This is a genomic window from Frigoribacterium sp. CFBP 8751 (assembly GCF_014841545.1).
GTDB lineage: Bacteria > Actinomycetota > Actinomycetes > Actinomycetales > Microbacteriaceae > Frigoribacterium.
The window spans coordinates 190,261-215,136 of record NZ_JACYUB010000002.1 but is presented as its reverse complement, the minus strand read 5'-3'; the positions used below and the strand labels follow the sequence as shown (position 1 = coordinate 215,136).

The 24,876-nt window shown below is 71.0% G+C and carries 22 protein-coding genes and 1 pseudogene; 13 read left to right on the top strand and 10 right to left on the bottom strand.

Annotation, left to right across the window (positions count from 1 at the left end):
* Positions 1–16: 16 nt before the first annotated feature.
* The 7 genes from IFT88_RS06840 to IFT88_RS06810 all read right to left on the bottom strand — a co-directional run bounded on the left by IFT88_RS06840 (position 17) and on the right by IFT88_RS06810 (position 8,435).
* Positions 17–1,312, bottom strand: a complete 1,296-nt coding sequence (locus IFT88_RS06840) for a thymidine phosphorylase (protein WP_043594407.1) — start codon at positions 1,310–1,312, stop codon at positions 17–19.
* Between the two features lie 83 nt (positions 1,313–1,395).
* On the bottom strand, positions 1,396–1,833 hold the full coding sequence (locus IFT88_RS06835) for a cytidine deaminase (RefSeq protein ID WP_082059899.1): 438 nt from the start codon (positions 1,831–1,833) through the stop codon (positions 1,396–1,398).
* Positions 1,830–3,119 carry an ABC transporter permease gene (locus IFT88_RS06830; RefSeq protein WP_082059900.1) on the bottom strand — a complete coding sequence of 430 codons (1,290 nt, stop codon included), beginning with the start codon at positions 3,117–3,119 and terminating at the stop codon, positions 1,830–1,832. The genes IFT88_RS06835 and IFT88_RS06830 overlap by 4 nt, the downstream gene beginning before the upstream one ends.
* A complete protein-coding gene (locus tag IFT88_RS06825) occupies positions 3,116–4,390 on the bottom strand; it encodes an ABC transporter permease (protein WP_043594409.1) in 1,275 nt (424 codons plus the stop codon). The genes IFT88_RS06830 and IFT88_RS06825 overlap by 4 nt, the downstream gene beginning before the upstream one ends.
* Complete coding sequence (locus IFT88_RS06820) at positions 4,387–5,907, bottom strand: ABC transporter ATP-binding protein (protein ID WP_043594411.1); 1,521 nt, start codon at positions 5,905–5,907, stop codon at positions 4,387–4,389. The genes IFT88_RS06825 and IFT88_RS06820 overlap by 4 nt, the downstream gene beginning before the upstream one ends.
* A gap of 156 nt (positions 5,908–6,063) precedes the next feature.
* Positions 6,064–7,149, bottom strand: coding sequence for a BMP family lipoprotein (locus IFT88_RS06815; protein ID WP_043594413.1), 1,086 nt, complete (start codon positions 7,147–7,149; stop codon positions 6,064–6,066).
* A 167-nt stretch (positions 7,150–7,316) separates the two neighbouring features.
* Positions 7,317–8,435 carry a mannose-1-phosphate guanylyltransferase gene (locus IFT88_RS06810; RefSeq protein ID WP_137846646.1) on the bottom strand — a complete coding sequence of 373 codons (1,119 nt, stop codon included), beginning with the start codon at positions 8,433–8,435 and terminating at the stop codon, positions 7,317–7,319.
* 96 nt (positions 8,436–8,531) lie between these two features.
* Here IFT88_RS06810 and IFT88_RS06805 point away from each other — a divergent pair, with 96 nt between their 5' ends.
* The 5 genes from IFT88_RS06805 to IFT88_RS06785 all read left to right on the top strand — a co-directional run bounded on the left by IFT88_RS06805 (position 8,532) and on the right by IFT88_RS06785 (position 13,390).
* Positions 8,532–9,674, top strand: a complete 1,143-nt coding sequence (locus tag IFT88_RS06805; protein ID WP_192119660.1) for a glycosyltransferase family 4 protein — start codon at positions 8,532–8,534, stop codon at positions 9,672–9,674.
* A gap of 185 nt (positions 9,675–9,859) precedes the next feature.
* Positions 9,860–10,312: a succinate dehydrogenase, cytochrome b556 subunit gene (gene sdhC / locus IFT88_RS06800; RefSeq protein WP_082059901.1), complete on the top strand. Its 453-nt coding sequence runs from the start codon at positions 9,860–9,862 to the stop codon at positions 10,310–10,312.
* 4 nt (positions 10,313–10,316) lie between these two features.
* Positions 10,317–10,766 (top strand): succinate dehydrogenase, hydrophobic membrane anchor protein, encoded by a 450-nt coding sequence (gene sdhD, locus IFT88_RS06795; RefSeq protein ID WP_043594417.1) that lies wholly within the window; start codon positions 10,317–10,319, stop codon positions 10,764–10,766.
* A gap of 58 nt (positions 10,767–10,824) precedes the next feature.
* Positions 10,825–12,633, top strand: coding sequence for a succinate dehydrogenase flavoprotein subunit (sdhA, locus tag IFT88_RS06790; RefSeq protein WP_043594419.1), 1,809 nt, complete (start codon positions 10,825–10,827; stop codon positions 12,631–12,633).
* Position 12,634: 1 nt separating this feature from the next.
* Positions 12,635–13,390 carry a succinate dehydrogenase iron-sulfur subunit gene (locus IFT88_RS06785; protein ID WP_043594421.1) on the top strand — a complete coding sequence of 252 codons (756 nt, stop codon included), beginning with the start codon at positions 12,635–12,637 and terminating at the stop codon, positions 13,388–13,390.
* A gap of 97 nt (positions 13,391–13,487) precedes the next feature.
* Here the strand turns inward: IFT88_RS06785 and IFT88_RS06780 are convergent, their stop codons facing one another.
* Positions 13,488–13,835 (bottom strand): hypothetical protein, encoded by a 348-nt coding sequence (locus IFT88_RS06780; RefSeq protein ID WP_043594422.1) that lies wholly within the window; start codon positions 13,833–13,835, stop codon positions 13,488–13,490.
* Positions 13,835–14,974: a DUF6177 family protein gene (locus IFT88_RS06775; RefSeq protein WP_192119659.1), complete on the bottom strand. Its 1,140-nt coding sequence runs from the start codon at positions 14,972–14,974 to the stop codon at positions 13,835–13,837. Before IFT88_RS06775 ends, IFT88_RS06780 begins: the two co-directional genes overlap by 1 nt.
* A gap of 189 nt (positions 14,975–15,163) precedes the next feature.
* Between IFT88_RS06775 and IFT88_RS06770 the strand changes: the two genes are divergently transcribed.
* Positions 15,164–15,907 carry a hypothetical protein gene (locus IFT88_RS06770; RefSeq protein WP_192119657.1) on the top strand — a complete coding sequence of 248 codons (744 nt, stop codon included), beginning with the start codon at positions 15,164–15,166 and terminating at the stop codon, positions 15,905–15,907.
* Positions 15,908–15,949: 42 nt separating this feature from the next.
* Here the strand turns inward: IFT88_RS06770 and ptsP are convergent, their stop codons facing one another.
* Entirely contained in the window at positions 15,950–17,599 is a 1,650-nt protein-coding gene (gene ptsP / locus IFT88_RS06765; RefSeq protein WP_137846654.1) for a phosphoenolpyruvate--protein phosphotransferase, read from the bottom strand.
* A gap of 165 nt (positions 17,600–17,764) precedes the next feature.
* Here ptsP and IFT88_RS06760 point away from each other — a divergent pair, with 165 nt between their 5' ends.
* From IFT88_RS06760 to IFT88_RS06730, 7 genes and pseudogenes are all read left to right on the top strand, one after another.
* Positions 17,765–18,913 (top strand): YihY/virulence factor BrkB family protein, encoded by a 1,149-nt coding sequence (locus IFT88_RS06760; RefSeq protein WP_192119655.1) that lies wholly within the window; start codon positions 17,765–17,767, stop codon positions 18,911–18,913.
* 10 nt (positions 18,914–18,923) lie between these two features.
* Positions 18,924–19,769 (top strand): exodeoxyribonuclease III, encoded by an 846-nt coding sequence (locus tag IFT88_RS06755; RefSeq protein ID WP_043596874.1) that lies wholly within the window; start codon positions 18,924–18,926, stop codon positions 19,767–19,769.
* A gap of 48 nt (positions 19,770–19,817) precedes the next feature.
* Positions 19,818–20,822 carry a tryptophan--tRNA ligase gene (trpS, locus tag IFT88_RS06750; protein WP_082060174.1) on the top strand — a complete coding sequence of 335 codons (1,005 nt, stop codon included), beginning with the start codon at positions 19,818–19,820 and terminating at the stop codon, positions 20,820–20,822.
* Positions 20,823–20,824: 2 nt separating this feature from the next.
* Positions 20,825–21,529 (top strand): GNAT family N-acetyltransferase, encoded by a 705-nt coding sequence (locus IFT88_RS06745; protein ID WP_052505425.1) that lies wholly within the window; start codon positions 20,825–20,827, stop codon positions 21,527–21,529.
* A 38-nt stretch (positions 21,530–21,567) separates the two neighbouring features.
* The gene (gene ribD / locus IFT88_RS06740) at positions 21,568–22,569 is read left to right on the top strand and encodes a bifunctional diaminohydroxyphosphoribosylaminopyrimidine deaminase/5-amino-6-(5-phosphoribosylamino)uracil reductase RibD (RefSeq protein WP_192120166.1); all 1,002 of its coding nucleotides are present in this window, start codon (positions 21,568–21,570) and stop codon (positions 22,567–22,569) included.
* Positions 22,570–22,586: 17 nt separating this feature from the next.
* Positions 22,587–23,207, top strand: a pseudogene (ribA, locus tag IFT88_RS06735) (GTP cyclohydrolase II); the annotation flags it as partial.
* A 215-nt stretch (positions 23,208–23,422) separates the two neighbouring features.
* The gene (locus IFT88_RS06730) at positions 23,423–24,769 is read left to right on the top strand and encodes an MFS transporter (protein WP_192119653.1); all 1,347 of its coding nucleotides are present in this window, start codon (positions 23,423–23,425) and stop codon (positions 24,767–24,769) included.
* Positions 24,770–24,876 lie beyond the last annotated feature (107 nt).

Here is a 24,876-nt window from a genome sequence, read left to right as displayed (position 1 = left end):
CGTCGGACGAGCCCGGTCAGCCGATCCGCTCGGCGACGATGGAGCGCGCCGCCGGCGCCTCGTCGCCGATCGCCCACGCCCCGTCGACGGCCTCGAGGGCGCGCTCGAAGCGGCCGGGCTCGTCGGTGTGCAGTGTGAACAGGGGCTGGCCCTCGGTGACCCGGTCGCCCGGCTTCGCGTGCAGCTCGATGCCCGCGGCCGCCTGCACCGGGTCCTGCTTGCGGGCACGACCGGCACCGAGGCGCCAGGCACCGATGCCGAACGGCAACGCGTGCTGCTCGGTCAGGTAGCCGGTGCGCTCGGCGGTGACGACGTGCGTCTCTCGGGCCGTCGGCAGCGCCGCGTCCGGGTCGCCGCCCTGGGCGCGGATCATGCGCTTCCAGGCGTCCATCGCGCGGCCGTCGTCGAGGGCGGCCTCGACGTCGGCGTCGGGTCGACCCGCCAGGGTCAGCATCTCGCGGGCGAGGGCGACGGTGAGTTCGCGGATGTCGGCCGGGCCGCCGCCGGCGAGGGTCTCGACCGACTCGCGCACCTCGAGGGCGTTGCCGATGGTCAGGCCGAGGGGCACGTTCATGTCGGTGAGCAGGGCCGTCGTCGCGACGCCGGCGTCGGTGCCGAGGTCGACCATCGTGCGGGCCAGCTCGCGCGACCGCTCGATGTCCTGGATGAACGCGCCCGATCCGAACTTGACGTCGAGGACGAGCGCCGCGGTGCCCTCGGCGATCTTCTTGCTCATGATCGACGACGCGATCAACGGGATGGCCTCGACCGTGCCCGTGATGTCGCGGAGCGCGTAGAGCTTGCCGTCGGCGGGGGCGAGGCCCGAACCGGCGGCGCAGACGACGGCGCCGCTGTCGGCCATGATCTCGCGCATGCGGTCGTTCGAGATCGACGCCTGCCAGCCCGGTATGGACTCGAGCTTGTCGAGTGTGCCGCCGGTGTGCCCGAGGCCCCGGCCCGAGAGCTGGGGCACGGCCACGCCGAACGAGGCGACCAGCGGGGCCAGGGGCAGGGTGATCTTGTCGCCGACGCCGCCGGTCGAGTGCTTGTCGACGGTCGTCTTGCCGAGCCCGGTGAAGTCCATCGTCTCGCCGGACCGGATCATGGCCATGGTCATGTCACGGATCTCGCGACGCTCCATGCCGTTGAGGAAGATCGCCATGGTGAGTGCCGACATCTGCTCGTCCGCCACGTAGCCGCGCGTGTACGCGTCGATCAGCCAGTCGATCTGCCCGGTGCTGAGGGCGTCGCCGCCCCGCTTGACGCGGATGAGGTCGACGGTGTCGAACGGTTCGACGGCGTTCTGGGTCACGGCGGGGCTCCTAGCGGTGGTGCGGTGGGTGGTGCGAGGGCGCGACCACGGGGTCGCGACCGGGAGGGACGAGGAGGCGCGGGTCAGCCCTGCGAGGCGCGGTACGCCTCGAGCTGCCGCGGTCCGAACGCGTCGGGGATCACCTCGTCGATGGTCTTGAAGCCCGAGACGGTGTCGAGGACCATGGCTTCGTCGGAGTGTTCGTAGAGCAGCTGACGGCACCGCCCGCAGGGCATCAGGACCCCGCCGTTGCCGTCGACGCACGCGAAGGCGACCAGACGGCCGCCTCCCGACATGACGAGGTCGGACACCAGTGAGCACTCGGCGCAGAGGGTGATGCCGTACGAGGCGTTCTCGACGTTGCAGCCCGAGACGATCCGACCGTCGTCCGTGACGGCCGCGGCCCCCACGGGGAAGTTCGAGTAGGGGACGTACGCCTTGCGCATGGCGTCGCGGGCGGCCCCGCGGAGGGCGTCCCAGTCGGTCTCGGCGACGACCGACTCGCTGCTGCGGGCGGTCACGACTTGATGTAGGGCTTGCCCGAGGCCGCGGGGCCCCGGGACTGCCCGACCAGGCCGGCGACCGCGAAGATCGTCACGACGTACGGCAGCATGAGCATGAACTCGCTGGGCACCGGCGAACCGATGGCCCCGAGCACGTTCTGCAGGTTGCTCGCGAAGCCGAAGAGCAATGCAGCGAGCGTGGCCCGGATCGGGTCCCACCGACCGAAGATGACCGCGGCCAGGGCGATGAAGCCGGCCCCCGCCGTCATCTCTTTCTGGAAGTTGCCGAGCGAGCCGAGCGTGAAGTACGCCCCGCCGAGGCCTGCGATGGCCCCCGCGAGGGAGACGTTCCAGAAGCGGGTGGCGTTGACCTTGATGCCCACGGTGTCGGCCGCCTGCGGGTGCTCGCCGACCGAACGGAGGCGCAGCCCCCACCGCGTGCGGAAGAGACCGTAGAAGACGACCGCGATCGCGATGTACATGAGGTAGACGATGATCGTCTGACGGAAGAAGACCGGCCCGACGATCGGGATCTGGCTCAGCACCGGGATGTCGAGCTGCGGGAAGCGCACCCCGCGGTTCAGCGATTCCGACTTCGACAGCACCTGCGAGTACAGGAAGCTGGTCAGGCCCGTGACGAGCACGTTGAGCACGACGCCGACGATGACCTGGTCGACGATGTACCGGATGCTGAAGACGGCGAGCACCATCGACACGAGCACGCCCGCGATCATCGCCCCGACCAGGCCGACGTAGGCCGACCCGGTCGCCGAGGCGACCATCGCCGAGACGAAGGCCCCGGCGAGCAGCTGCCCCTCGATGGCGACGTTGACGACGCCGACCCGCTCGCTGATCACGCCGCCGAGGGCACCGAAGATCAGCGGGGTGCTGAGCGCGAGCGCGCCGAGGAGCAGACCGGGCACCGGGATGGTCTGACCGGCGCTCGCCCACGTGAGGAAGCCGAGCAGGAAGAGGACGCCGAACACGGCGATCAGCCAGATCGGCACCTTCTCGAAACGGACGGCGCGCAGCACGGCGACGACGGTGATGAGGGCCAGGAGCACCGTGAGCACGATGCCCGTGCCCGCCGCCGGCAGGACCGCGTCGGGCAAGGCGAAGAAGTCGGTCGCGGTCGACAGGCGGAAGGTGCTCTCGCCGTCTCTCGCCAGGCCGAGGAAGAGCACGGCGGCGACGACGGTGAAGATCGCGAACGCGATCGGGGCCTTGAGGCTGCGGGTCGTGGTCCGGGCCAGGTCGGGCGACGGTGCGGCGGGGACCGCCGTGTCGGGGGTGAGCGTGCTCACTTGGTGACCACCGCCTCCTTGTTCGAGGCCTTGCGCACCGGGCGGAGGCCCGGGGCCGGCAGACGGAAGATCGCTCGGACCAGCGGGGGCGCGGCCACGAACAACACGATGAGGGACTGCACGACGAGGACGATGTCGATCGGCACGCCGTTGGCGGCCTGCATCGAGTACCCGCCTGCCTTGAGCGCCCCGAAGAGGACACCGGCACCGAAGACGCCCCACGGCCGCGAGCGACCGAGCAGCGCGACCGTGATCGCGTCGAAGCCGATGCCGGCGTCGATGCCCGAGGTGAAGCCGCTGGTGAGCGTGCCGAGCACCTGCGTCGACCCGGCGACACCCGCGAGCGCACCGGAGATGAGCATCGCGTAGAGGTAGATGTTCTTGACGTTCATGCCGGCCGTTCGGGCCGCGTGCGGGTTCTCGCCCACGGCACGGAACCGGAAGCCGAGCGTCGACCGGTTGATCAGCCACCAGACGACGGCCGTGATGACGATGACCAGCACGAAGCCCCAGTTGAGGTTGTACCGGGCCCCGAACAGGTCGGGCAGGATCGCGGTGTCGAGCGTGGCGGGCGACTTCGGGTTCGCACTGCCCGGGGCCTGCAGCAGGCCCTGCGTGCGCAGCATGAAGGCGAGCAGGTAGAAGGCGATGTAGTTGAGCATGATCGTGAGGATCACCTCGTGGGCGCCGGTGCGGGCCTTGAGCAGACCCACGATGCCGCCCCAGAGCGCACCGGCCGCGATGCCGGCGGCGAGGGCGAGCGGGAGGTGCACGGCGAGCGGCAGGTGGAACGAGAATCCCACCCACCCGGCGGCGGCCGAGGCCATCAGCATCTGCCCACGGGCACCGATGTTGAACAGGCCCACGCGGAACGCCACCGCGACGCCGAGGCCCGCGGCGATGAGCGGCACGGCGTAGTTGAGCGTCTCGGTCAGCGGACGGATGCCCGCCGCGAAGCCGTCGACCCGGAAGTTGTAGATCGCGCCCTGGAAGAGCGACGAGTACGACCCGCCGACCGCGGCCCAGAACGCCTGGAAGAAGTCGGCCGGGCGTGAGAAGAAGTACCCCAGGGTGCCCTGGACGGTGGTGTCGGTGAACCCGATCAACAGGCCGGAGACGACGAGGGCCAGCACGACGGCGAGCACCGAGATGGCCGCGTTGCCCGTCGTGATCTCTCGCAGGAGGCGCGAGCCGCGTCCCTCGGCCGACTCCGGTGACGACGGGGCGGGTGGTGTGCCCTGGCCCTGCGTGGTGGTCGTGGCGTCGCTCACGCTGCCTGCTCCGTTCCCTGCGGCATCTCGCCGGCCATCATGAGCCCCAGCACGTCGCGAGGGGTGTCCGCCGGCACGATGCCGACGATGGTGCCGCGGTACATCACGGCGATGCGGTCCGCCAGGGCGGCGACCTCGTCGAGCTCGGTCGAGACGACGATGACGGGCACGCCCTGGTCGCGTGTCTCGACGATGCGCTTGTGCACGAACTCGATCGAGCCGACGTCGATGCCCCGGGTGGGCTGGGCCGCCACGAAGAGCCGCAGGTCGCGGCTCAGCTCGCGCGCCAGCACGACCTTCTGCTGGTTGCCGCCCGAGAGGCGGCCGGCGGGAGTCGTGATGCCCTGGGTGCGGATGTCGAACTCCTTCACCTTGGCCACGGCGAACGCCGCGAGGTCGGCGAGCTTCAACGAGCCACGCTTCACGAAGGGGCCGGACTGCGAGCGGTCGAGCATGAGGTTCTCGGCGACGGTGAACTCGCCCACGAGTCCGTCCTGGTTGCGGTCCTCGGGGACGAAGCCGACACCGGCGTCGAGCACCTGGCGGACGCTGCGACCGGTGATGTCGCGTCCGTCGAGCGAGACGCGGCCCTCGACCCGTGGCTGCAGGCCGAGGATGGCCTCGGTCAGCTCGGTCTGGCCGTTGCCCTGGACGCCGGCGATGGCGAGGATCTCGCCCCGGCGGACCTCGAACGACACGTCGTCCACGACGACCTGCCCGATGGGATCGACCACCCGGAGGTTCTGGACCACCAGGGCGGGCTCGCCGGCTCGGGCCGGTGCCTTCTGGACGGTGAGCTCGACGGCGCGACCGACCATGAGCGAGGCGAGCTCGGCGTTCGAGGCGGTCGGCTCGGCCTCGCCGACGACCTTGCCCAGGCGGATCACCGTGATGCGGGTGGCGACCTCGCGCACCTCGCGGAGCTTGTGGGTGATGAAGACGATGGCGGTGCCGGCGTCGCGCAGCTGACGCATGATCACCATGAGCTCGTCGGTCTCTTGCGGCGTCAGGACGGCGGTGGGCTCGTCGAACACGAGCACCTTCGCGTCGCGGGACAGGGCCTTGATGATCTCGACGCGCTGCTGCACGCCGACGGGCAGCTCTTCGACCAGGGCGTCGGGGTCGATGTCGAACCCGAACCGGCTGCTGATCTCACGCACCTTGGCACGGGCCGCGGCGAGGTCGAGCCGTCCACCGGACTTGGTCTCTTCGTGGCCGAGCATGACGTTCTCGGCGACGGTGAACACGGGGACGAGCATGAAGTGCTGGTGGACCATGCCGATGCCGGCGCCCATGGCGTCGCCCGGGCCCGAGAAGTGCTGGACGGCGTCGTCGAGCAGGATCTCGCCCTCGTCGGCCTGGTACAGGCCGTAGAGGACGTTCATCAGCGTGGACTTGCCGGCACCGTTCTCGCCGAGCAGGCAGTGGATCTCGCCGGGCTCGACGGTCAGGCTGATGTGGTCGTTGGCGGTCAGTGCGCCGAATCGCTTGGTGATGCCCCGCAGTTCGAGCTTCATCTCAGGTGGCTACCTCGGGTCTAGGCATTCGGGTCGGTCGGACGGCACCGGGTCGGCGGCCCGCCCACGGGCGTTGAGAGGGCCGGGAGCGACGGGGTGACCGTCGCTCCCGGCCCTGGGTCAGTCGATGCTAATCGATGACGGGAGGTGCTTTCGTCAGCTGGTGAGCGCCGACGGCGACTCGACCTCGATCGAACCGTCGATGATGCCGGCCTTGATGGTGTCGAGCTCGTCCTGCAGACCGGAGTCGACCTTGTCGGCGTAGTCGTGGAACGGGGCGATGCCGACGCCGTCGTTCTCGAGCGTGCCCACGTAGGGCGTGCTCGAGAACTTGTCCTCGCTGGCCTGCGTGACGACCGCGTCGGTCGCCTGCTTGATGCCCTTCAGCACCGAGGTGAGGAAGAGGTCCTTGTTGGCGCTGTCGGTCTCGTAGGTGTCGCTGTCGGCACCGACCAGGACGACGTCCTTGCCGGAGTCGCGGATCGCCTCGGCGGCGCTCTGGTAGATCGGGCCGCCGACCGGCAGGATGACGTCGGCGTTCTGGTCGATCAGCGTCTGGGCGCTCTGCTTGGCCGTGGTGCCGGCCTCGAAGCCGCCCGTGAAGCTGCCGGTCTGGGAGTCGACGTCCCAGCCGACGACCTTGACGTCCTTGCTCTTCTGCTCGTTGTAGTACTTCACGCCGTCGGCGAAGCCGTCCATGAAGATCGTGACGGTCGGGAACTGCATGCCGCCGAAGGTGCCCACGACACCCGTCTTCGAGTAGCTCGCCGCCGCGTAGCCCGCGAGGAACGCGGCCTCGGAGGTGTTGAAGGTGATCGGCTGCACGTTGTCGGCCGTGATCGACGCGTCGTCGATGGTGGCGTAGTTGATGCCCGAGTTCGCCTCGGCCGCCGACTTGGTCGCGTCGGCGAGTGCGAAGCCGACCGTGACGATCAGGTTGCAGCCCTGGTCGGCGAGGTTCGACAGGTTGGCGTCGTAGACCGTCTCGTCGGCCGACTCGACCGTCTTGGGGGTCGACCCGATGGCCTTCGCGGCCTCGGTCAGGCCCTCGTAGCCGAGCTGGTTGAACGACTTGTCGTCGAAGCCGCCGGCGTCGGAGACCATGCAAGGGACGAAGTCGCTCGAGGCGCCGCTGGTCGAGCCAGAGCCGCTCTCGGGGGCCGAGGCACAGCCGGCCAGGATGACGGCGGTGCTCGCCAGGGCGAGGCCGCTGAGCACGGCCTTGCGCGCAGTTGTAGTCAAGTTGTCCTCCAGGGTGCAGCCCGGCACGAGGCGCGCCGGGTGGGTATGGCTGACAGATTACCTACTGTGACGAGCGTCGCCGACCCTCGGGTGGTAGCGATGCCGAGGCGTTACACAGTCGCGACCACGACTTAACGAACACGAAACGTCCACGACTCCTGACGAGCTCAGAGGACGTCGCTGCGCCCGCTCAGCTTGAGGGCGTCGACGACGCTCTTGACGCGTTGCGCGTTCGCCGTCGTCGTGACGAGCAGCGCGTCGGGGGTGTCGACCACGATGATGTCGTTGACGCCGATCAGCGAGATCAGCCGGCCGCTGTTGCCGACGACGATGCCGCTCGAGCTGTCGGCCAGGACGCGGGCGTTCTCGCCGAGGATGGCCAGGTCGCTCTTGCGACCGCCGGCGTGCAGCTTGGCGATGGACGCGAAGTCGCCGACGTCGTCCCAGTCGAAGTCCCCGGGCACGACGGCCAACCGGCCCGCCGCAGCCGCCGGTTCGGCGACCGTGTAGTCGATGGCGATCTTCTCGAGGCCGGGCCACACCTTGTCGACGACGGCGCCGCGTCTCGGGGTGTCCCACGCGGCCGCGAGCTCTTCGATGCCCTCGAGCAAGTCGGGCCGGGTCTCGCCCAGCTGCTCGAGCAGCCGGTCGGCGCGCGAGATGAACATGCCGCCGTTCCAGAGGTAGTCGCCTCCGGAGACGTACCGTTCGGCCGTCTCGAGGTCGGGCTTCTCGACGAAGGACTCGACCGTGCGGGCGCTCGGTGCCCCCTCGATGTCGAGGGGAGCCCCGACGTGGATGTAGCCGAACCCGATCGCGGGCTCGGTGGGGGTGATGCCGATCGTGGCGATGTATCCCTCGTCGGCGGCGACGATGGCCTCGCGGACCGCGCGACCGAAGCCGCGGGTGTCGGCGATGACGTGGTCGGCGGCGAACGAGCCGATGATGACGTCCGGCTCGCGCCGACGGAGCACGGCGGCGGCCAGACCGATGGCCGCGGTGCTGTCCTTGGGCTCGCTCTCGAGGACGACGTTGTGGTCGGCGAGCCCGGGCAGCTGCGACTCGACCGCCGCACGGTGCGCCCGACCGGTGACGACCATGATGCGCTGGTCGCCGTTGAGCGGGGCGAGACGGTCCCAGGTGCCGCGCAGCAGGGTCGAGCCGCTGCCCGTGAGGTCGTGCAGGAACTTCGGCGCGTCGGCCCGGCTGAGGGGCCAGAGCCGGGACCCGATGCCGCCCGCCGGGATGATGCTGTAGAACCGGTCGAGGCTTTCCTGGATCGTCATGCGTTCACCTTATCGACGCCCCTCCTCCATGCCGCCGATCCCCTCCCGCCACCGTCGCCGGTGAGGCTCGTGGCACGAGCAGTCCGAGGAGGACCGATGCGAGTCGTGATCGTGACCGAGAGCTTCCTGCCCACCGTCAACGGGGTCACCACGAGCGTGCTGCGCGTGCTCGACCACCTGGCCCGACGCGGGCACGAGGCCCTGGTCATCGCCCCGGCCGGGCGCGGGACCACGAGCTACGCCGGCTTCCCGGTCCACCGGGTGCCGTCGGTCGCCTATCGTCAGTTCCCGGTCGGCCTGCCCAACCCGCAGGTCGCGGCCGGCATCGCCGGCTTCCGACCCGACGTCGTGCACGTCGCCTCGCCGTTCCTGCTCGGCGCCCAGGCCATCGCCGCGGCCGCCCGCCTGGGCGTGCCCTCGGTGGCCGTCTTCCAGACCGACGTCGCCCGGTACGCGGGGACGAACGGCCTCGGGCTCGGCTCGGCCGTCGCCTGGCGGCTCGTTCGCCGCATCCACGACCAGGCCACGACGACGCTGGTCCCCTCGCGCGCCTCCCTCCGCGACCTCGAGACCGCCGGCGTGGGGCGGCTCGCGACCTGGGGCCGGGGGGTCGACTCGGCCCTGTTCCACCCGAACCGCAAGTCGGGCGACGCGGTCCGTGCCCTGCGCGAGAGCTGGGGCGCACCCGACCGCGTGCTCGTCGGCTACGTGGGCCGCCTGGCCCCCGAGAAGCAGGTCGAGCGGCTCGCCGCCCTGCGCCCCCTGCGGGAGGCGCGCCTCGTGGTCGTCGGCGGCGGCCCCTCGCTGCCCGCCCTGCGCCGCCGGCTGCGGAACCTCGACCCGGTCTTCACCGGCCCGCTGCACGGCGAGCAGCTCGCCGACGCCTACGCGGCTCTCGACGTCTTCGTGCACACGGGCTCGACCGAGACCTTCGGTCAGACCGTGCAGGAGGCCCACGCCAGCGGACTGCCGGTCGTGGCCCCGGCCGCGGGCGGCCCCCTCGACCTGGTGCGGCACGGCGTCGACGGGTTCCTCTTCGACCCCCGGCACGACCACTCGCTCCGCCGCAGCGTCCGCACCCTGGTCTCCTCGGACGAGCTGCGGGCCCGCTTCGGAGAGGCCGGGAGGCGCGTGGTCGTCGGACGCACGTGGGAGACCCTCGGCGACGAACTCGTCGAGCACTACCGACGCGCGATGGCGAGCGTCCGCGACGGGGCCGAGCGCGCCTCCGTCCGCTGATCGCGACGCGGGCCGACGGGTCCGTCTTGTCTCGACGTCGAACGACTTCGGCGGGGCGGGGCGGCGGCCCCGCTCGGCGGGAACATAGACTGGACAGGTTCTGAGAACGCCACCAGCGGACACGGCTGTCCCTCGTACCGACCGAGTGAGAGCGTCGTCCGCCCCATCCGCGAGGAGAAGTGCTCATGGCCGAGCAGTCGACGGGAACGGTCGCATCACCGGCAGGCAGACCGGGTGCACCGAAGATCAGTGCGCCCAAAGCGCCCGGGAAGATCGCCGGCACCCTCTACCGGGGCCGTGAGGGCATGTGGTCGTGGGTGCTGCACCGCATCACCGGCGTGAGCATCTACTTCTTCCTGCTGGTGCACATCCTCGACACCGCCCTCGTCCGGATCAGTCCCGAGGCCTACAACGCGGTCATCGGCACCTACAAGAACCCGATCATGGGGCTCGGCGAGACCGGCCTCGTGGCGGCGATCCTCTTCCACGCCCTCAACGGGTTGCGGATCATCCTGATCGACTTCTGGGGCCCGGGCACCAAGTACCAGCGCGTCATGTTCTGGATCGTCATCGGCCTCGCCGTGGTCCTGTTCGCCGGTTTCGCGCCGCGCCACCTGATGAACGTCTTCTCGGAGTAGAGCCATGACCACCCAGACCGTCGAAGCCCCGCGCTCCGCCCGCGCGGCCCAGCGCTCCACCAACTACGAGAAGTGGGGCTGGATCTACATGCGAGCCAGCGGCCTGCTGCTCGTCGTGCTCGTGTTCGGCCACCTGTTCATCAACCTGCTCGCGAGCGAGGGCGGCGTCAAGGCCATCGACTTCGCCTTCGTGGCCGGCAAGTGGGCCAGCCCGTTCTGGCAGGTCTACGACACCCTCCTCCTCTGGCTCGCGCTGATCCACGGCACGAACGGCATGCGCACGATCGTCAACGACTACGTGTCGAAGCCCACGGTGCGCAAGGTGCTGCTCGTCACGCTGATCGTGTCGACGGTGGTCCTGCTCGTCCTCGGCACGCTCGTGATCTACACGTTCGACCCGTGCCCCGCGAACGCCCCGGCCGACCTGCTGCCGTCGTTCTGCACCGCCGGCTAGCCACCCGGCCCACCGTCCACTCCGGCCCCCGGCCGCACGTCCCCCACCGGAAAGAACCGTGACCACACCCTCCCCCGCCCCCGCCAGCACCGTCGTCGACGGCGTCCACTACCACCAGCACGACATCGTCATCGTCGGGGCCGGGGGTGCGGGCATGAGGGCGGCCATCGAGGCAGGCCCGAACGCCAGCACCGCGGTGATCTCGAAGCTGTACCCGACCCGTTCGCACACCGGGGCGGCGCAGGGCGGCATGGCTGCGGCCCTCGCCAACGTCGAGGACGACAACTGGGAGTGGCACACCTTCGACACCGTCAAGGGCGGTGACTACCTCGTCGACCAGGACGCCGCCGAGATCCTCGCCAAGGAAGCGATCGACGCCGTCCTCGACCTCGAGAACATGGGCCTGCCGTTCAACCGCACACCCGAGGGCAAGATCGACCAGCGTCGATTCGGCGGCCACACGGCCGAGCACGGCAAGAACCCCGTCCGCCGGGCCTGCTACGCCGCCGACCGCACGGGGCACATGATCCTGCAGACGCTGTACCAGAACTGCGTCAAGCACGGCATCAACTTCTTCAACGAGTTCTACGTCCTCGACCTCATCATGGGCGAGATCGACGGCGAGGAACGTCCGGCCGGCGTCATCGCCTACGAGCTCTCGACCGGTGACCTGCACGTGTTCCAGGGCAAGGCCGTCATCTTCGCCACCGGTGGCTTCGGCAAGATCTACAAGACGACGTCGAACGCGCACACCCTCACGGGCGACGGCGTGGGCATCATCTGGCGCAAGGGCCTGCCGCTCGAGGACATGGAGTTCTTCCAGTTCCACCCGACCGGCCTCGCCGGCCTCGGCATCCTGTTGAGCGAAGCCGCCCGCGGTGAGGGTGCCATCCTGCGCAACAGCGAGGGCGAGCGGTTCATGGAGCGCTACGCCCCGACCATCAAGGACCTCGCACCCCGCGACATCGTGGCGCGCTGCATGGCCACCGAGATCCGCGAGGGCCGGGGCGCCGGGCCGCACAAGGACTACGTCTACCTCGACATCACCCACCTCGACCCGGCCGTGATCGACGCCAAGCTGCCCGACATCACCGAGTTCGCCCGTACCTACCTCGGCGTCGAGCCCTACACCGAACCCGTGCCCGTGCTGCCGACCGCCCACTACGCCATGGGCGGCATCCCGACGAACGTCAAGGCCGAGGTGCTGCGAGACAACACCACGGTCGTGCCTGGCCTCTACGCCGCCGGGGAGTGCGCCTGCGTCAGCGTGCACGGGTCGAACCGTCTCGGTACCAACTCGCTGCTCGACATCAACGTCTTCGGCAAGCGGGCCGGCAACAACGCCGTCGAGTACGTGAAGGACGCCCCGTTCGTGCCCCTTCCGGCGGACCCCGCCGGCTTCGTGCGCGGTCTGGTCGAGGACGTCCGCAACGCCACGGGCACCGAGCGCATCGCGACGCTGCGCAAAGAGTTGCAAGACAGCATGGACCGCAACGCCCAGGTGTTCCGCACGGAGGAGACGCTCGACGAGGTCACCCACGTGATCGCCGACCTGCGCGATCGCTTCAAGAACATCTCGGTGCAGGACAAGGGCAAGCGCTTCAACACCGACCTGCTCGAGGCGATCGAGTTGGGCTTCCTGCTCGACCTCGCCGAGGTCGTCGTCTACTCGGCACGCTCCCGCCAGGAGAGCCGTGGCGGACACTTCCGCGAGGACTACCCCACCCGCGACGACGAGAACTGGCTCGTCCACACGATGGCCTACCTGACCGGCGACGCCCACTCGTCGTTGGCCGGCGACCACATCCGGCTCGACACCAAGCCCGTCGTGATCACGAACTACCAGCCGATGGAACGGAAGTACTGACATGAGCACCGCTGTCCTCGAGAACAAGCCCCAGGGCTCCGACGCCGTCCCCACGTTCACGGCCACCCTGATCATCCGTCGTTTCGACCCCGAGGTCGACGACGAGCCCCGCTGGCAGGACTTCGACGTCCAGGTGCTGCCGACCGACCGTGTGCTCGACGCCCTGCACCAGATCAAGTGGGAACAGGACGGCTCGCTGACCTTCCGCCGCTCGTGCGCCCACGGCGTCTGCGGCTCGGACGCGATGCGCATCAACGGCCGCAACCGGCTGGCCTGCAAGACCCTGATCAAGGATCTCGACATCTCGCAGCCGATCTACGTCGAGGCCATCAAGGGCCTGCCGCTCGAGAAGGACCTCGTCGTCGACATGGAGCCCTTCTTCCAGTCGTACCGTGAGATCCAGCCGTTCCTGATGGCTTCGTCGAAGCCCGAGAAGGAGCGCCTGCAGAGTGCCACCCAGCGCGAACGCTTCGACGACACGACCAAGTGCATCCTCTGCGCCGCGTGCACGTCGAGCTGCCCCGTCTTCTGGACGGACGGCCAGTACTTCGGCCCGGCGGCGATCGTCAACGCGCACCGCTTCATCTTCGACTCCCGCGACGAGGGCGCCCAGGTACGCCTCGACATCCTCAACGACAAAGAGGGCGTGTGGCGTTGCCGCACCACGTTCAACTGCACCGAGGCGTGCCCGCGTGGCATCCAGGTGACCCAGGCCATCGCCGAGGTCAAGCAGGCCGTGTTGCGCGGTCGCGCCTGACGGCGACGCACCGACCTGAGAGGGCCCGACCACCTGGTGGTCGGGCCCTCCTGGTCTCACGCGTCGTCGCGGCGCGTGGGCGAACCCCGATGCGCGGTCAGTCGTCCTCGACGATGCAGGCGGCCTCGAGGCCGAGAGCGAGGCGCAAGGCGACCGACACACCGGTCTCGCCCTCGTCGCCCATCGGGGCGACGGCGTCGATCCAGAACACCGGGAGGCGCACCGAAGGAGGGTCGGGCAGCAACCGATCGAGCTCGCCCGCCTCGGTCAACTCGGCCGCCTGGTAGACGGTGAGCAGGGGCACCCCGCCCACCCCGAACACCTGGAGGGCGTCACCGCCGTCGATCTCACGCACGCCGAGAGACCCGTCGACAGCATGGGCCGCGGTGGCGAGATCGAGCTGGTCGTACACGTGCGGACTCAGGATGGTGATGTCGCGGGGCATCAGACCTCGTCTTCGGCCGATGGCTCGGTCGCGGCCTCGATGTCGGCCGCGGCCCCGGTCGAGCTCTCGTGCAACAGGTCGAGTTCGTGCAGGTCTTCCTCCCACGCCTGGAGCAGCGGGCTGGCGACGAGTTGGGCGAGCCGTTCGGGGCCGACGGCCTCGAGGGTACGGTGCAGGGCGTTCCAACCCGAGGTGGCCGCGTCACCCAGCGGGACGACGAATGCCGGCAAGCGAGGACGGCCGACCACCACGACGGGCCGGTCGGCGTCGAGGGCGGAACGTTCGAGACCGAGTCGCCGGACGGACGGCGCTCCGATCAGCAGGGCGACCGGGTTCGGCGGCGGATAGGTGACTGCCCGGACGCACCGGTCGGACTCCCCCTCGCGGGCGATGACCAGGGCGAACGTCGGCAGCGACGACCGGGCGATGTGGTCGAGGGCGTCGGTCAGTCGCGCGATCGCGTCGTCGAGCGACCCGTCGGTCACGTCGACCGTCAACGCCGTGGTCTCTTCGATGCCGTGGTCGGTGACCCGCGCGGTGATGGTCGCCGAGAGATGCGGCCCCTCGACGACGACCCGGACGGTCTCGGGCGCCTGGTGACGCGCGTGCTGGGTGAGGACCCACCGGTCCCAGACGTGCCCAAGGGGCTCGGTCGTCCCCCAGCGGGTCGGGACGGAGCCCGAGACGGCCGCTCCCAGGGTCTCGACCGCGCCTCCGAGGCTCGTGTCGTGGGACGCCCGGTGCAGCACCGTGAGGTCGACGCTGAGCTGGCAGGTGGTGTCGACGGCGTCGGCGATGACCGGCAGCCGCTCGGCGGCGGGCACGGCGACGGCGGAGGCATCCGGTTCGGTGGCCGCGGCGTCGACGTCCTCGTAGGGGACGCCCGTGAGGCCGTCGCGAAGAAGGTCCTGGTCGTCGTGGACCGCCCAGACTCCCCCGGCGGCGACCAGGGCTGCCCGGAGTCCGACCGTGAGGCGCGACCGCTCACTGGTGACCAGCACGACCCGTCGACTCGTCGCGGGTCGACCGAGGAGGTCCGCGAGCGGACGACTGAGTCGGACGACGCGGGCCCTGCTGTCGACCCGGACGGCGCGCGACGTGATCGCGTCGACCAACGGGTGTCGGATTGGGGTGCCCACTCGTCGATTCTGCTCCGTGCCGGACGGCCGCGACCGGATGCACGGCGGACTCGGATCAGCGCGGCCCGTGACGCCCGCCGCGGCCTAGGCTGGGTCCCCGTCATCGCCCCCGACCCTCGAGAGGCACGCCATGCACGACGTCCGACGTCTCGACCGACGACCCCGCCGGTCCGATCCGCGAGCGATCTCGTGAGGCGACGCCCGTACCGCAACGGCGAACGCCCCGACGACCAGCGCGAACGCCGTCGCGCGTTCGCCGCCGCCGTCCGCACGAGGCCGCCCCTGCGCCCCACCGCCGACCGCGAGCTCGGCCGGGCCCTCGCCCGCCTCGACGAGCTCGTCGAGAAGACCCTGCTCTCGGGCGACCACGACCGCCTGCTCGACGAGACCCGTGTGTCGGTCTGGCCGCGAGAACTCGACGCCGTCGTCACGGTCGTGGTGGACCGGCTCGATCCGCCGCCGTCGGTCGACCGTGCGGCGGTGGCCGCCGCCGTCGCGGACAACCTGGAGGCGCGGTTCGGCCTGCGTCCCGGAGCATCCCCCACCGAGAGGTCGGTAGTCCTCTGGCAGTCCGTGGCCGGCGCCGATTCGCGACTCGCCGAGAACGGGTGGGAGCGTGACGTCCTGTCGGACGACCGGGAGGCGCTGGCCGAGTTCTTCGCGTCGGACGGAGACCCGGTGCGGGCGCGCCTGACGCGATCGTCGGGTCGGTTGCACCTCGAACTGCGGGGCACGAACGCGCCCGTCGGCGACCGGTCGTCGTCGTACGCCGTGCTCTCGCGGTCGAGTGCACTCGTCCTCGTCGACGATCCTCGCGGTCTCGTCTCGGTGCTCGACGAGAGCACGGCCGGCGCGCTCCGCGACGTGGTCGTCGCCTGGGGCGAACTCGCGGACCACCTCGACGAACGTCGCACCGAGACCGACTCGCGCTGAGGACGGGCGGCGGTCGACCCCGGGGCCGACCGCCGGAACGGGTCAGACGGTGACGGCTTCGGCGGCCTGACGCGCGCCCGCGGCGGTGGTCGCCGCGACGGCGGCGGTCGCGAGCGTGCGAGCCTGCTCGAGGGTGTAGCGCGAGAGCTCCAGCCGCACGTCGGCCAGTGCGGCCGGCGTCATCGAGAGCGTGGTGGCCCCGAGTCCGACGAGCACGACGGCCAGCAGCGGGTCGGCGGCGGCCTCGCCACAGATGCCCACGGGCTTGCCCGCGGCCGCGCCGGCGTCTCCGAGCGACTTGACCAGGCGCAGCACGGCCGGGTGCCAGGGGTCCTGGTAGGCCGCGACGGAGCCGAGCATGCGGTCGGCCGCCATCGTGTACTGGGTCAGGTCGTTCGTGCCGACGCTGACGAAGTCGGCGGTGGCGAAGATCTGGTCGGCGAGCACGGCGAGCGAAGGGACCTCGGCCATGACGCCCACGGTCTTCAGTCCGAGCTCGCGTCCGAGGGTGACGAAGTACTCGGTCTCTTCGGCGTCGCTGACCATGGGTGCCATCACCCAGAGGTCGGCGGTGGTGGCGGCCTGCGCCGCCGCCAGGGCGGTGAGCTGGTCGCGGAGGATGTCTTCTTTGACACGGAGGGCGCGGAGGCCCCGCAGGCCGAGGGCGGGGTTCTCCTCGTGGGCGTCGTTCAAGAAGCTGAGCGGCTTGTCGGCGCCGGCGTCGAGGGCGCGGACGACGACCTTCTTGCCCGGGAAGGCCTCGAGCAGCGCGGTGTAGCTCGCGGTCTGGCTCTCGACGGTGGGCGCGGAGGAGTTGCCGAGGAAGAGGAACTCGGTGCGGAACAGGCCGACGCCCTCGGCACCCAGCTCGATCGCCCCCGCGGCCTCGGCGGGCGCGCCGAGGTTGGCGAGCAGCGGGACGACGTGGCCGTCGGCCAGGGCACCGTCGGTCAGGGGTGCGGCGGCCGCGGCGGCCCGGTCGGCGATGCGCTTCTCGGCGTCGGCGACCTCGTCGGCGGAGGGGTCGACCGTCACGACGCCGGTCGCGGCGTCGGCCACGACGACGGTGCCGTCGGCCAGGTCGAGGGCGCCGGTCACGCCGACGATCGCGGGGATCGACTTCGACCGGGCGAGGATGGCCGTGTGGGACGTGGGCCCGCCGTCGCGCGTGACGAGCGCGAGCACCTTGTCGAGGTCGAGCAGGGCGGTGTCGGCGGGCGCGAGGTCGGGCGCGACGAGGACGAACGGGGTGTCGCTCTCGGGCACCCCCGGGGCCGGGACGCCGCGCAGCGAGGCGATGACGCGCTGCGCCACGTCGCCGAGGTCGGTGGCTCGCTCGGCCATGTAGCCCCCCATGCCGATCAGGAGGTCCTGGAAGGCGGAGAACGCCTCGTGCACGGCGCGTTCGCCGGTGCGACCCTCGTCGATGCGGGCCTTGACGTCGTCGGTGAGGGTGGGGTCCTGCGCCATCAGCGACTGGGCGTCGAGGACGTCCTTCGCCTCGCCACCGGCTTTCTCGCCCCGGGCCGTGAGGTCGGCGGCGACGGCGGAGAGTGCCGTGAGCACGGCGTCGTACTCGAGGGCCGCGTCGGCCGTGCGAGGGTCGGTGCCCGGCTCGGGCAGCGGATCGGGCATCTTCCTGACGGGGCCGACGGCCACTCCACGTCCGACGCCAACGCCCTGTAGTGCCACGGTGAACCTCTTCGAGTCTCGATGATGGGGACGTACGGCACGACGCCGGGCACGCCCACGGTCGGTCCATCGTAGACGGAACGCCCGGACGTCCGGTCTGCACCGTCGCCGGCGCCGATCCCGGTGCTCCGGACCGCCTCGCGCGGCCACCCCTACCCTGGACGCATGCGTGCGCCGTGGACCCGAGAACCGACGCCCGACCCGGCCGAGGCGGCCCGTGCCTCCTCGGCGGGCGGTCCGCCCGGACGTGCCCGGCGGGCCGGGTCGCGCGTCGCGGGGTCGCGCCCGACCCGGGTGCTGGCACGGCACGTCACGGCGAAGGGGCCCCTGCTCGCGGCCGGGCTCACCTACCAGGCGCTCTTCGCGTTGTTCGCCGCCCTGTGGGTGGGCTTCTCGGTCGCCGGGTTCGTCGTCTCGGGCGACCAGCTGCTGCGGGACGAGTTGATCGTGTTCATCCGGTCGGCCGTGCCCGGGCTGATCCAGGACGTCGACGGCACGGGCGTGGTCGACCCGGAACTGCTGCTCGACGCGTCGGTCTTCGGCTGGACCGGGGCCGTCGCCCTGCTCGGCCTGCTCGTGTCGTCCATCACGCTCCTCGGCAGCATGCGCGACTGCGTCCGCATCGTGTTCCGGGCACCCCAACCCGTCACTCCGCTCGGTCGCCTGATCGTGCGCGACCTCGGCCTGGCGCTCTGCTTCGGCGCCGCCGTCGTCGTCTCGGCGACGCTGTCGCTGCTCAGCACCACGGCGGTCTCGGGCCTGTTGTCCGGGGTCGGCGTCTCGACCCGGTCGATCGTCGGCGAGGCGACCCTGCGCGTGGTCGGCATCGTGCTCGTGTTCGCCTTCGAGACCGCCGTGCTCGCGGTGCTCTTCCGCGTGCTGGCCGGACTCCACATCCCCTTCCGTCGACTCCTCGCGGGGGCCATGATCGGCGCGGCCGGGTTCGTCTCGTTGACCGTGGTCGGAGGCGTCGTGCTGCGCGCCACGGGCTCGAACCCCCTCGTCGCCTCGTTCGCGGCGATCGTCGGACTGCTGATCGTGATCAACCTGCTGTGCCAGGTGCTGCTGCTCAGCGCCGGTTGGATCGCCGTCGGCATGGACGACCTCGGCGTCCTCGCCGACCCGCACGAAGAGGCGGCCCGTCTGCGGCGCCTCGAGGAGGAACGGCGAGCCCAGGAGGCGCGGGCCCGGTCGCGCGGTGGTCGCTTCGTCGACGGCGCCCGCGCCCTGCTCTCGCGGTCGCTGCGTGCCGTCCGTCGAGGTGACCCGCCCGACGTCCCGCCCACGAGCCCTCCTGACGGTGCCCGCCGCTAGTCTGGAGCCCATGTCCACGCGCCTCCGTCTCGCCACCGTCAACGTCAACGGCGTCCGTGCCGCCTTCCGCAAGGGCATGGGCGAGTGGCTCTCGGCGCGCGACGTCGACGTCCTCACGCTGCAAGAGGTGCGCGCCTCGACCGACGACCTCGAGGGCCTGCTCGGCCCCGAGTGGAACGTCGTCCACGACCCGGCGACCGCCAAGGGCCGGGCCGGGGTCGCCATCGCCAGTCGGGGCACGGCCCACGTGCACCGCGTCGAGCTCGGGCCCGACGACTTCGACAGCGCCGGCCGCTGGCTCGAGGCGGACTACGAGATCGACGGCACCGTGGTCACCGTGGTCAGCACCTACGTCCACTCGGGCGAGGTCGACACCCCCAAGCAGGACGAGAAATGGACGTTCCTCGACGCCATGTCGGCGCGACTCCCCGAGCTCGCCGCCCACAACGAGCTCTCGGTGGTCACGGGCGACCTCAACGTGGGGCACCGCGAGCTCGACATCAAGAACTGGAAGGGCAACGTCAAGCGCGCCGGCTTCCTCCCCCGTGAGCGGTCGTACTTCGACCGCTTCCTCGGGCCGGCGGGCCAGCAGGTCGAGACGGTCGACGGCACCGGCGGCGAAGGCCTCGGGTGGGTCGACGTGGGCCGACGCTTCGCGGGCGAGGTCGAGGGGCCCTACTCGTGGTGGTCGTGGCGGGGTCAGGCCTTCGACAACGACACCGGTTGGCGCATCGACTACCAGTTGGCCACCCCGGCGTTGGCCGACAAGGTCGAGCACTACGTGGTCGACCGGGCGGCCGCCTACGACCAGCGGTGGTCGGATCACGCTCCGGTCGTCGTCGACTACCGACTCTGACCCCGCGCCCCACCCCTCCCTTCTCGCACCACCCCGACCGAGGACCCCATGACCAAGCCCCGTCTCTTCTCCGGCATGCAGCCGTCCGCCGACTCGCTCCACGTCGGCAACTACATCGGCGCCCTGCAGCAGTGGAAGTCGCTGCAGACGACGCACGACGCCTTGTTCTGCGTCGTCGACCTGCACGCCATCACCGTCCCGCAGGACCCCGCGGCGTTGCGGGCCCAGATCCGTGGCACCGCCGCGCAGTACATCGCCGCGGGCATCGACCCGGCGCAGTCGACCCTGTTCATCCAGTCGCACGTGCCGGCGCACACGCAGCTGGCCTGGGTGCTCAACACCCTGACCGGGTTCGGCGAGGCCAGCCGCATGACGCAGTTCAAGGACAAGGCGGCGAAGCAGGGGTCCGACGCGGCCTCGCTCGGACTGTTCGCCTACCCGACGCTGATGGCCGCCGACATCCTGCTCTACCAGGCCGAGACGGTTCCGGTGGGTGACGACCAGCGTCAGCACGTCGAGCTCACCCGCGACCTCGCCACCCGGTTCAACTCCCGCTTCGGCGAGACGTTCGTCGTGCCCGAGGCGACGATCCAGAAAGAGTCCGCGCGCATCTACGACCTGCAGTCGCCCGAGTCGAAGATGAGCAAGTCCGCGGCGACCGACTCGGGTGTCGTGTGGATGCTCGACGAGCCGAGCCGCACCGCCAAGAAGATCAAGTCGGCGGTCACCGACGCCGAGCGCGAGATCCGCTTCGACCGCGGGGCCAAGGCGGGTGTGTCGAACCTGCTCACCATCCTGTCGTCGTTCTCGGGCGACAGCGTGGCCGACCTCGAGGAGCGCTACGCCGGTCGCGGCTACGGCGACCTGAAGAAGGACGTGGCCGAGGTCGTCGTCGAGACCTTCGCACCCGTCCGCACCCGGGCGCTCGAACTGCTCGACGACCCGACCGAGCTCGACCGCATCCTCGCGGTCAACGCCGATCGGGCGAACGAGATCGCCCAGGCCACGATCGACACCGTGTACGACCGCATCGGCTTCGTCCGCAAGGCCTGATCGTGCTGCCGTTCGTGCTCGCGTCACCGACCCTCGAGTTGGTGGTGCCGAGCGCGGCCGACGTGCCGGCCATCGTCGACGCCTGCCGCGACGAGACGCTGCAGCGGTTCACCACGGTGCCCGTCCCGTACGCACGGTCCGACGCCGAGTTCTTCCTGCGGCGCATCGTGGACGACGGGTGGGCAACCGGACGCGAGTTCACGTGGGGGCTGCGCCGCCCGGGGTCGGGCCTGCTCGAGGGCGTCATCAGCGTGCGACTCCGCTCGTCCGACGTCGGCTTCTGGACGGCCCCGGCCTCGCGTGGGCTCGGCCTGATGACCGAGGCCCTCGGCCTCGTGGCCGACTGGGCCTTCGGTGCCGGCGGGCTGCGCGAACTCTTCTGGGAGGGCTACGTCGGCAACGACGCCTCGGCCGCCGTCGCCCGACGCACGGGGTTCACGTACCAGGGTGTCGGTCCGGGGCTCCACCCCGACCGTGACGGGGGCCACCCCCTCTGCTGGAAGGCCCGCCTGCGACCGGACGACGCGCGGGTGGCGCGGCCGGGCTGGCCCGACCTGGGACGTCCCGGGACCCGCCCCGGCCGCTCGACGGAATACCCCGTCGCCGACGGCGTTGACTCCCTCACCGATGCCGTCGACGGCGTCGTCCGCCCGTCCCCCACCGCGCACGCCCCGGCGCGCGACCGTTCCGTCCCGGAGGCCCCGTGAGCATCGACTCGATCGACCACGAGCTCCTGGAGCACGCCATGAGACGGGCCGTCGCGCTCGCCCGCCGGGGGCCGGCCCGCGGGGTCAACCCCCAGGTCGGTTGCGTCCTGCTGCGCCCCGACGGCAGCACGGCCGCCGAGGGGTGGCACCGGGGTGCCGGCACCCCGCACGCCGAGGTCGACGCCCTCTCGCACCTCTCCCCCGGCGAGGCCCGCGGCCTGACCGCCGTCGTCACGCTCGAACCCTGCGACCACGTGGGGCGTACCGGCCCCTGCAGCGTCGCCCTGATCGAGGCGGGCGTCTCCCGCGTCGTCCATGCCGTCGCCGATCCCGGCGCGTCCTCCGGTGGCGGGGCCGACCGGCTGCGGCGGGCGGGTGTCGAGGTGGTCGACGGCGTGCTCGCCGACGAGGCCGCCGAGATGGCTCGCCGCTGGTTGGTGACGGCCCGGACGGGCCGACCCTTCGTGACGCTCAAGTGGGCCTCGAGCCTGGACGGCCGCACCGCCGCGTCCGACGGCAGCAGCCGGTGGATCACCGGCACGGCGGCGCGGCAGCACGTCCACGAGCAGCGGGCGGCCCACGACGCGATCCTGGTGGGCACGGGCACCGTGCTGGCCGACGACCCCAGCCTGACCGCCCGGGGCGACGGCGGCGAACTGCTGCCCGACCAGCCCCTGCCCGTCGTCGTCGGCACGCGCCCCGTGCCCGCCGACGCCGCCCTGCGCCGGCATCCCCGCGAGCTCGTCGCGACGGGCACGCACGACCTCGAGGCCGTGCTCGACGACCTCGGACGCCGCGGGGTCCGCAGTGTGTTCGTCGAGGGCGGGCCGACCGTGGCGAGTGCGTTCGTCCGGCTCGGACTCGTCGACGACTACGTGGTCTACCTCGCGCCCACGCTGCTCGGCGGCCCTCGGACCGCCCTCGACGACCTCGGCGTCGACCACATCGACGGGCAACGACGACTGCGCGTCACCGACGCGCACCCCCTCGGCGACGACCTGGTGGTCGTCGCCCGCGACACCCCCAGGAGACCCGCATGACCACCACCCCCGCCGCATCGTCCCAGGTGTCGTTCGAGGTCGAGACCACGGTCCCCACCAGCCACGGCACCTTCCGCATGAGGGCTTACCGCGACACGGTCACCGGGGCCGACCACGTGGCGATCATCGCGAGCGACCCGACGGGCCTCCCCCCGGCGGACGACGCCCTCGTCCGCGTCCACTCCGAGTGCCTGACCGGCGAGGCCTTCGGCTCGCTCAAGTGCGAGTGCGGCCCGCAGCTCGACGCCGCGCTCGACACCATCCGGGACCACGGCGGTGTGGTCGTCTACCTGCGCGGCCACGAGGGTCGGGGCATCGGCCTCGTCAACAAGCTCCGGGCCTACCGCCTGCAAGAGGACGGCCTCGACACCCTCGACGCCAACCTCGCCCTCGGGCTGCCGGCGGACGCCCGAGACTACGGCGCGGCTGCCGACGTGCTGCGCGACCTGGGCCTCACCCGCGTCCGGTTGCTCAGCAACAACCCCGAGAAGAGACGTCAGCTCGGCGAACACGGCATCGAGGTCACCGAACTGGTTCCGCTCGTCGTCGGCGTCGGTGCGTTCAACGAGGGCTACCTCGACACCAAGCGTGACCGCATGGGTCACGAGTTGCCCGGCCACCTCGGCTCCGACGACTGAGCCCGCGACCGGGGCGCTCCTGCGGCCCTGACGCGCGTCCCCGCCGGGGTACGAGCCGGAGTACGATGGACGTGGCTGTCACGAGCGGCCCCCGTCTCACCCGGCCGAGCGATCCGCAGATCCCTGCACCGCGCCTCCGTCCGACCCGCTGCGCCGCATCACGCGCCCGGTCGTCGACGCCCGCCGGGACCTCGACCCCTGCCCCGGAGTGCCCCGTGTCCGTACCCACCATCGACCCGTCGACGTCGTCCGCCCCCACCACCAACAAGCGCTCGCGCGTCATCGTCGCGAGCCTCATCGGCACCTCGATCGAGTTCTACGACTTCTACGTCTACGCGACCGCCGCGGTGCTCGTCTTCCCCACGATCTTCTTCGCCAACGACGACCCCGCCGTGGCGCGCCTCGCCTCGTTCGCGGTCTTCGGCGTCGCGTTCATCGCCCGGCCCGTCGGGTCGATCGTCTTCGGGCACTTCGGTGACCGCATCGGTCGCAAGGGCACCCTCGTGGCCTCGCTGCTGACGATGGGCATCGCGACGGTGCTGATCGGGTGCATCCCGGCCGGCACCACGCCCGGCTGGGCGGTCGCCGGCCCCGCCTGCCTCGTCGTGCTGCGCTTCTGCCAGGGCCTCGGCCTCGGCGGCGAATGGAGCGGTGCCGCGCTGCTCGCGACCGAGAACGCCCCGGCGAACCGTCGAGCGATCTACGGCACGTTTCCCCAGCTCGGTGCGCCCATCGGCTTCATCATCGCCAACCTGCTCTTCGTGCTGCTGAACACGACCCTCACCGAGGAGCAGTTCCTGGCCTGGGGTTGGCGCCTGCCGTTCCTGGCGAGTGCCGTGCTGGTGATCATCGGCCTCTACGTGCGCTTCAAGCTCATCGAGACCCCGGCGTTCCAGAAGGTCGTCGACTCGGGCAACGTCGCCACGCTGCCACTCGCCCGCGTCGTCCGGTCGAGCTGGCGCCCCCTGCTGCTCGGCACGTTCATCATGCTGGCGACGTACACGCTCTTCTACCTGATGACGACGTTCACGCTGACGTTCGGCACGGCCGACGCCGCGGGTGACCCGGCAGGTCTGGGCATCCCCCGGACGCAGTTCCTCTGGATGCTGATCCTCGGCGTGGTGTTCTTCGGCATCTTCACCCTGGTGTCGGGGCCGCTCGCCGAGAAGTACGGGCGCCGCGCCATGCTCATCTGCGTGACGGCGGGCATCCTCGTCTTCGGCTTCACGTTCGCCCCGCTGTTCGCGGCCGGAGCCCTCGGGGCTCAGGCGCTGCTCATCATCGGCTTCGTCCTCATGGGGCTGACCTTCGGACCGATGGGGGCCGTGCTGCCCGAGCTGTTCCCCACGAGCGTTCGCTACACCGGTTCGGCGATCAGCTACAACGTGGCCAGCATCCTGGGAGCCGCCGTGGCCCCCTTCATCGCCGTGGCACTCTGGACGGCGGCGGGCGGCAGCACCTGGCTCGTGGGCCTCTACCTGTCGTCGATGGCGGTGTTGACCCTGATCGCGCTCGTGCTCAGCCGCGAGACCCGCGACGTCGACTACGACACGGCCGGCTGACCGACGCGACGTGCCCTGCCGCCCGGCCCGCGCCTCCTGACCGGGGACGCGGGCCGGTTCCGTGACGCAGGTGGAAGTCACCGGGACGAAGTACGGTCGTAGTCGGC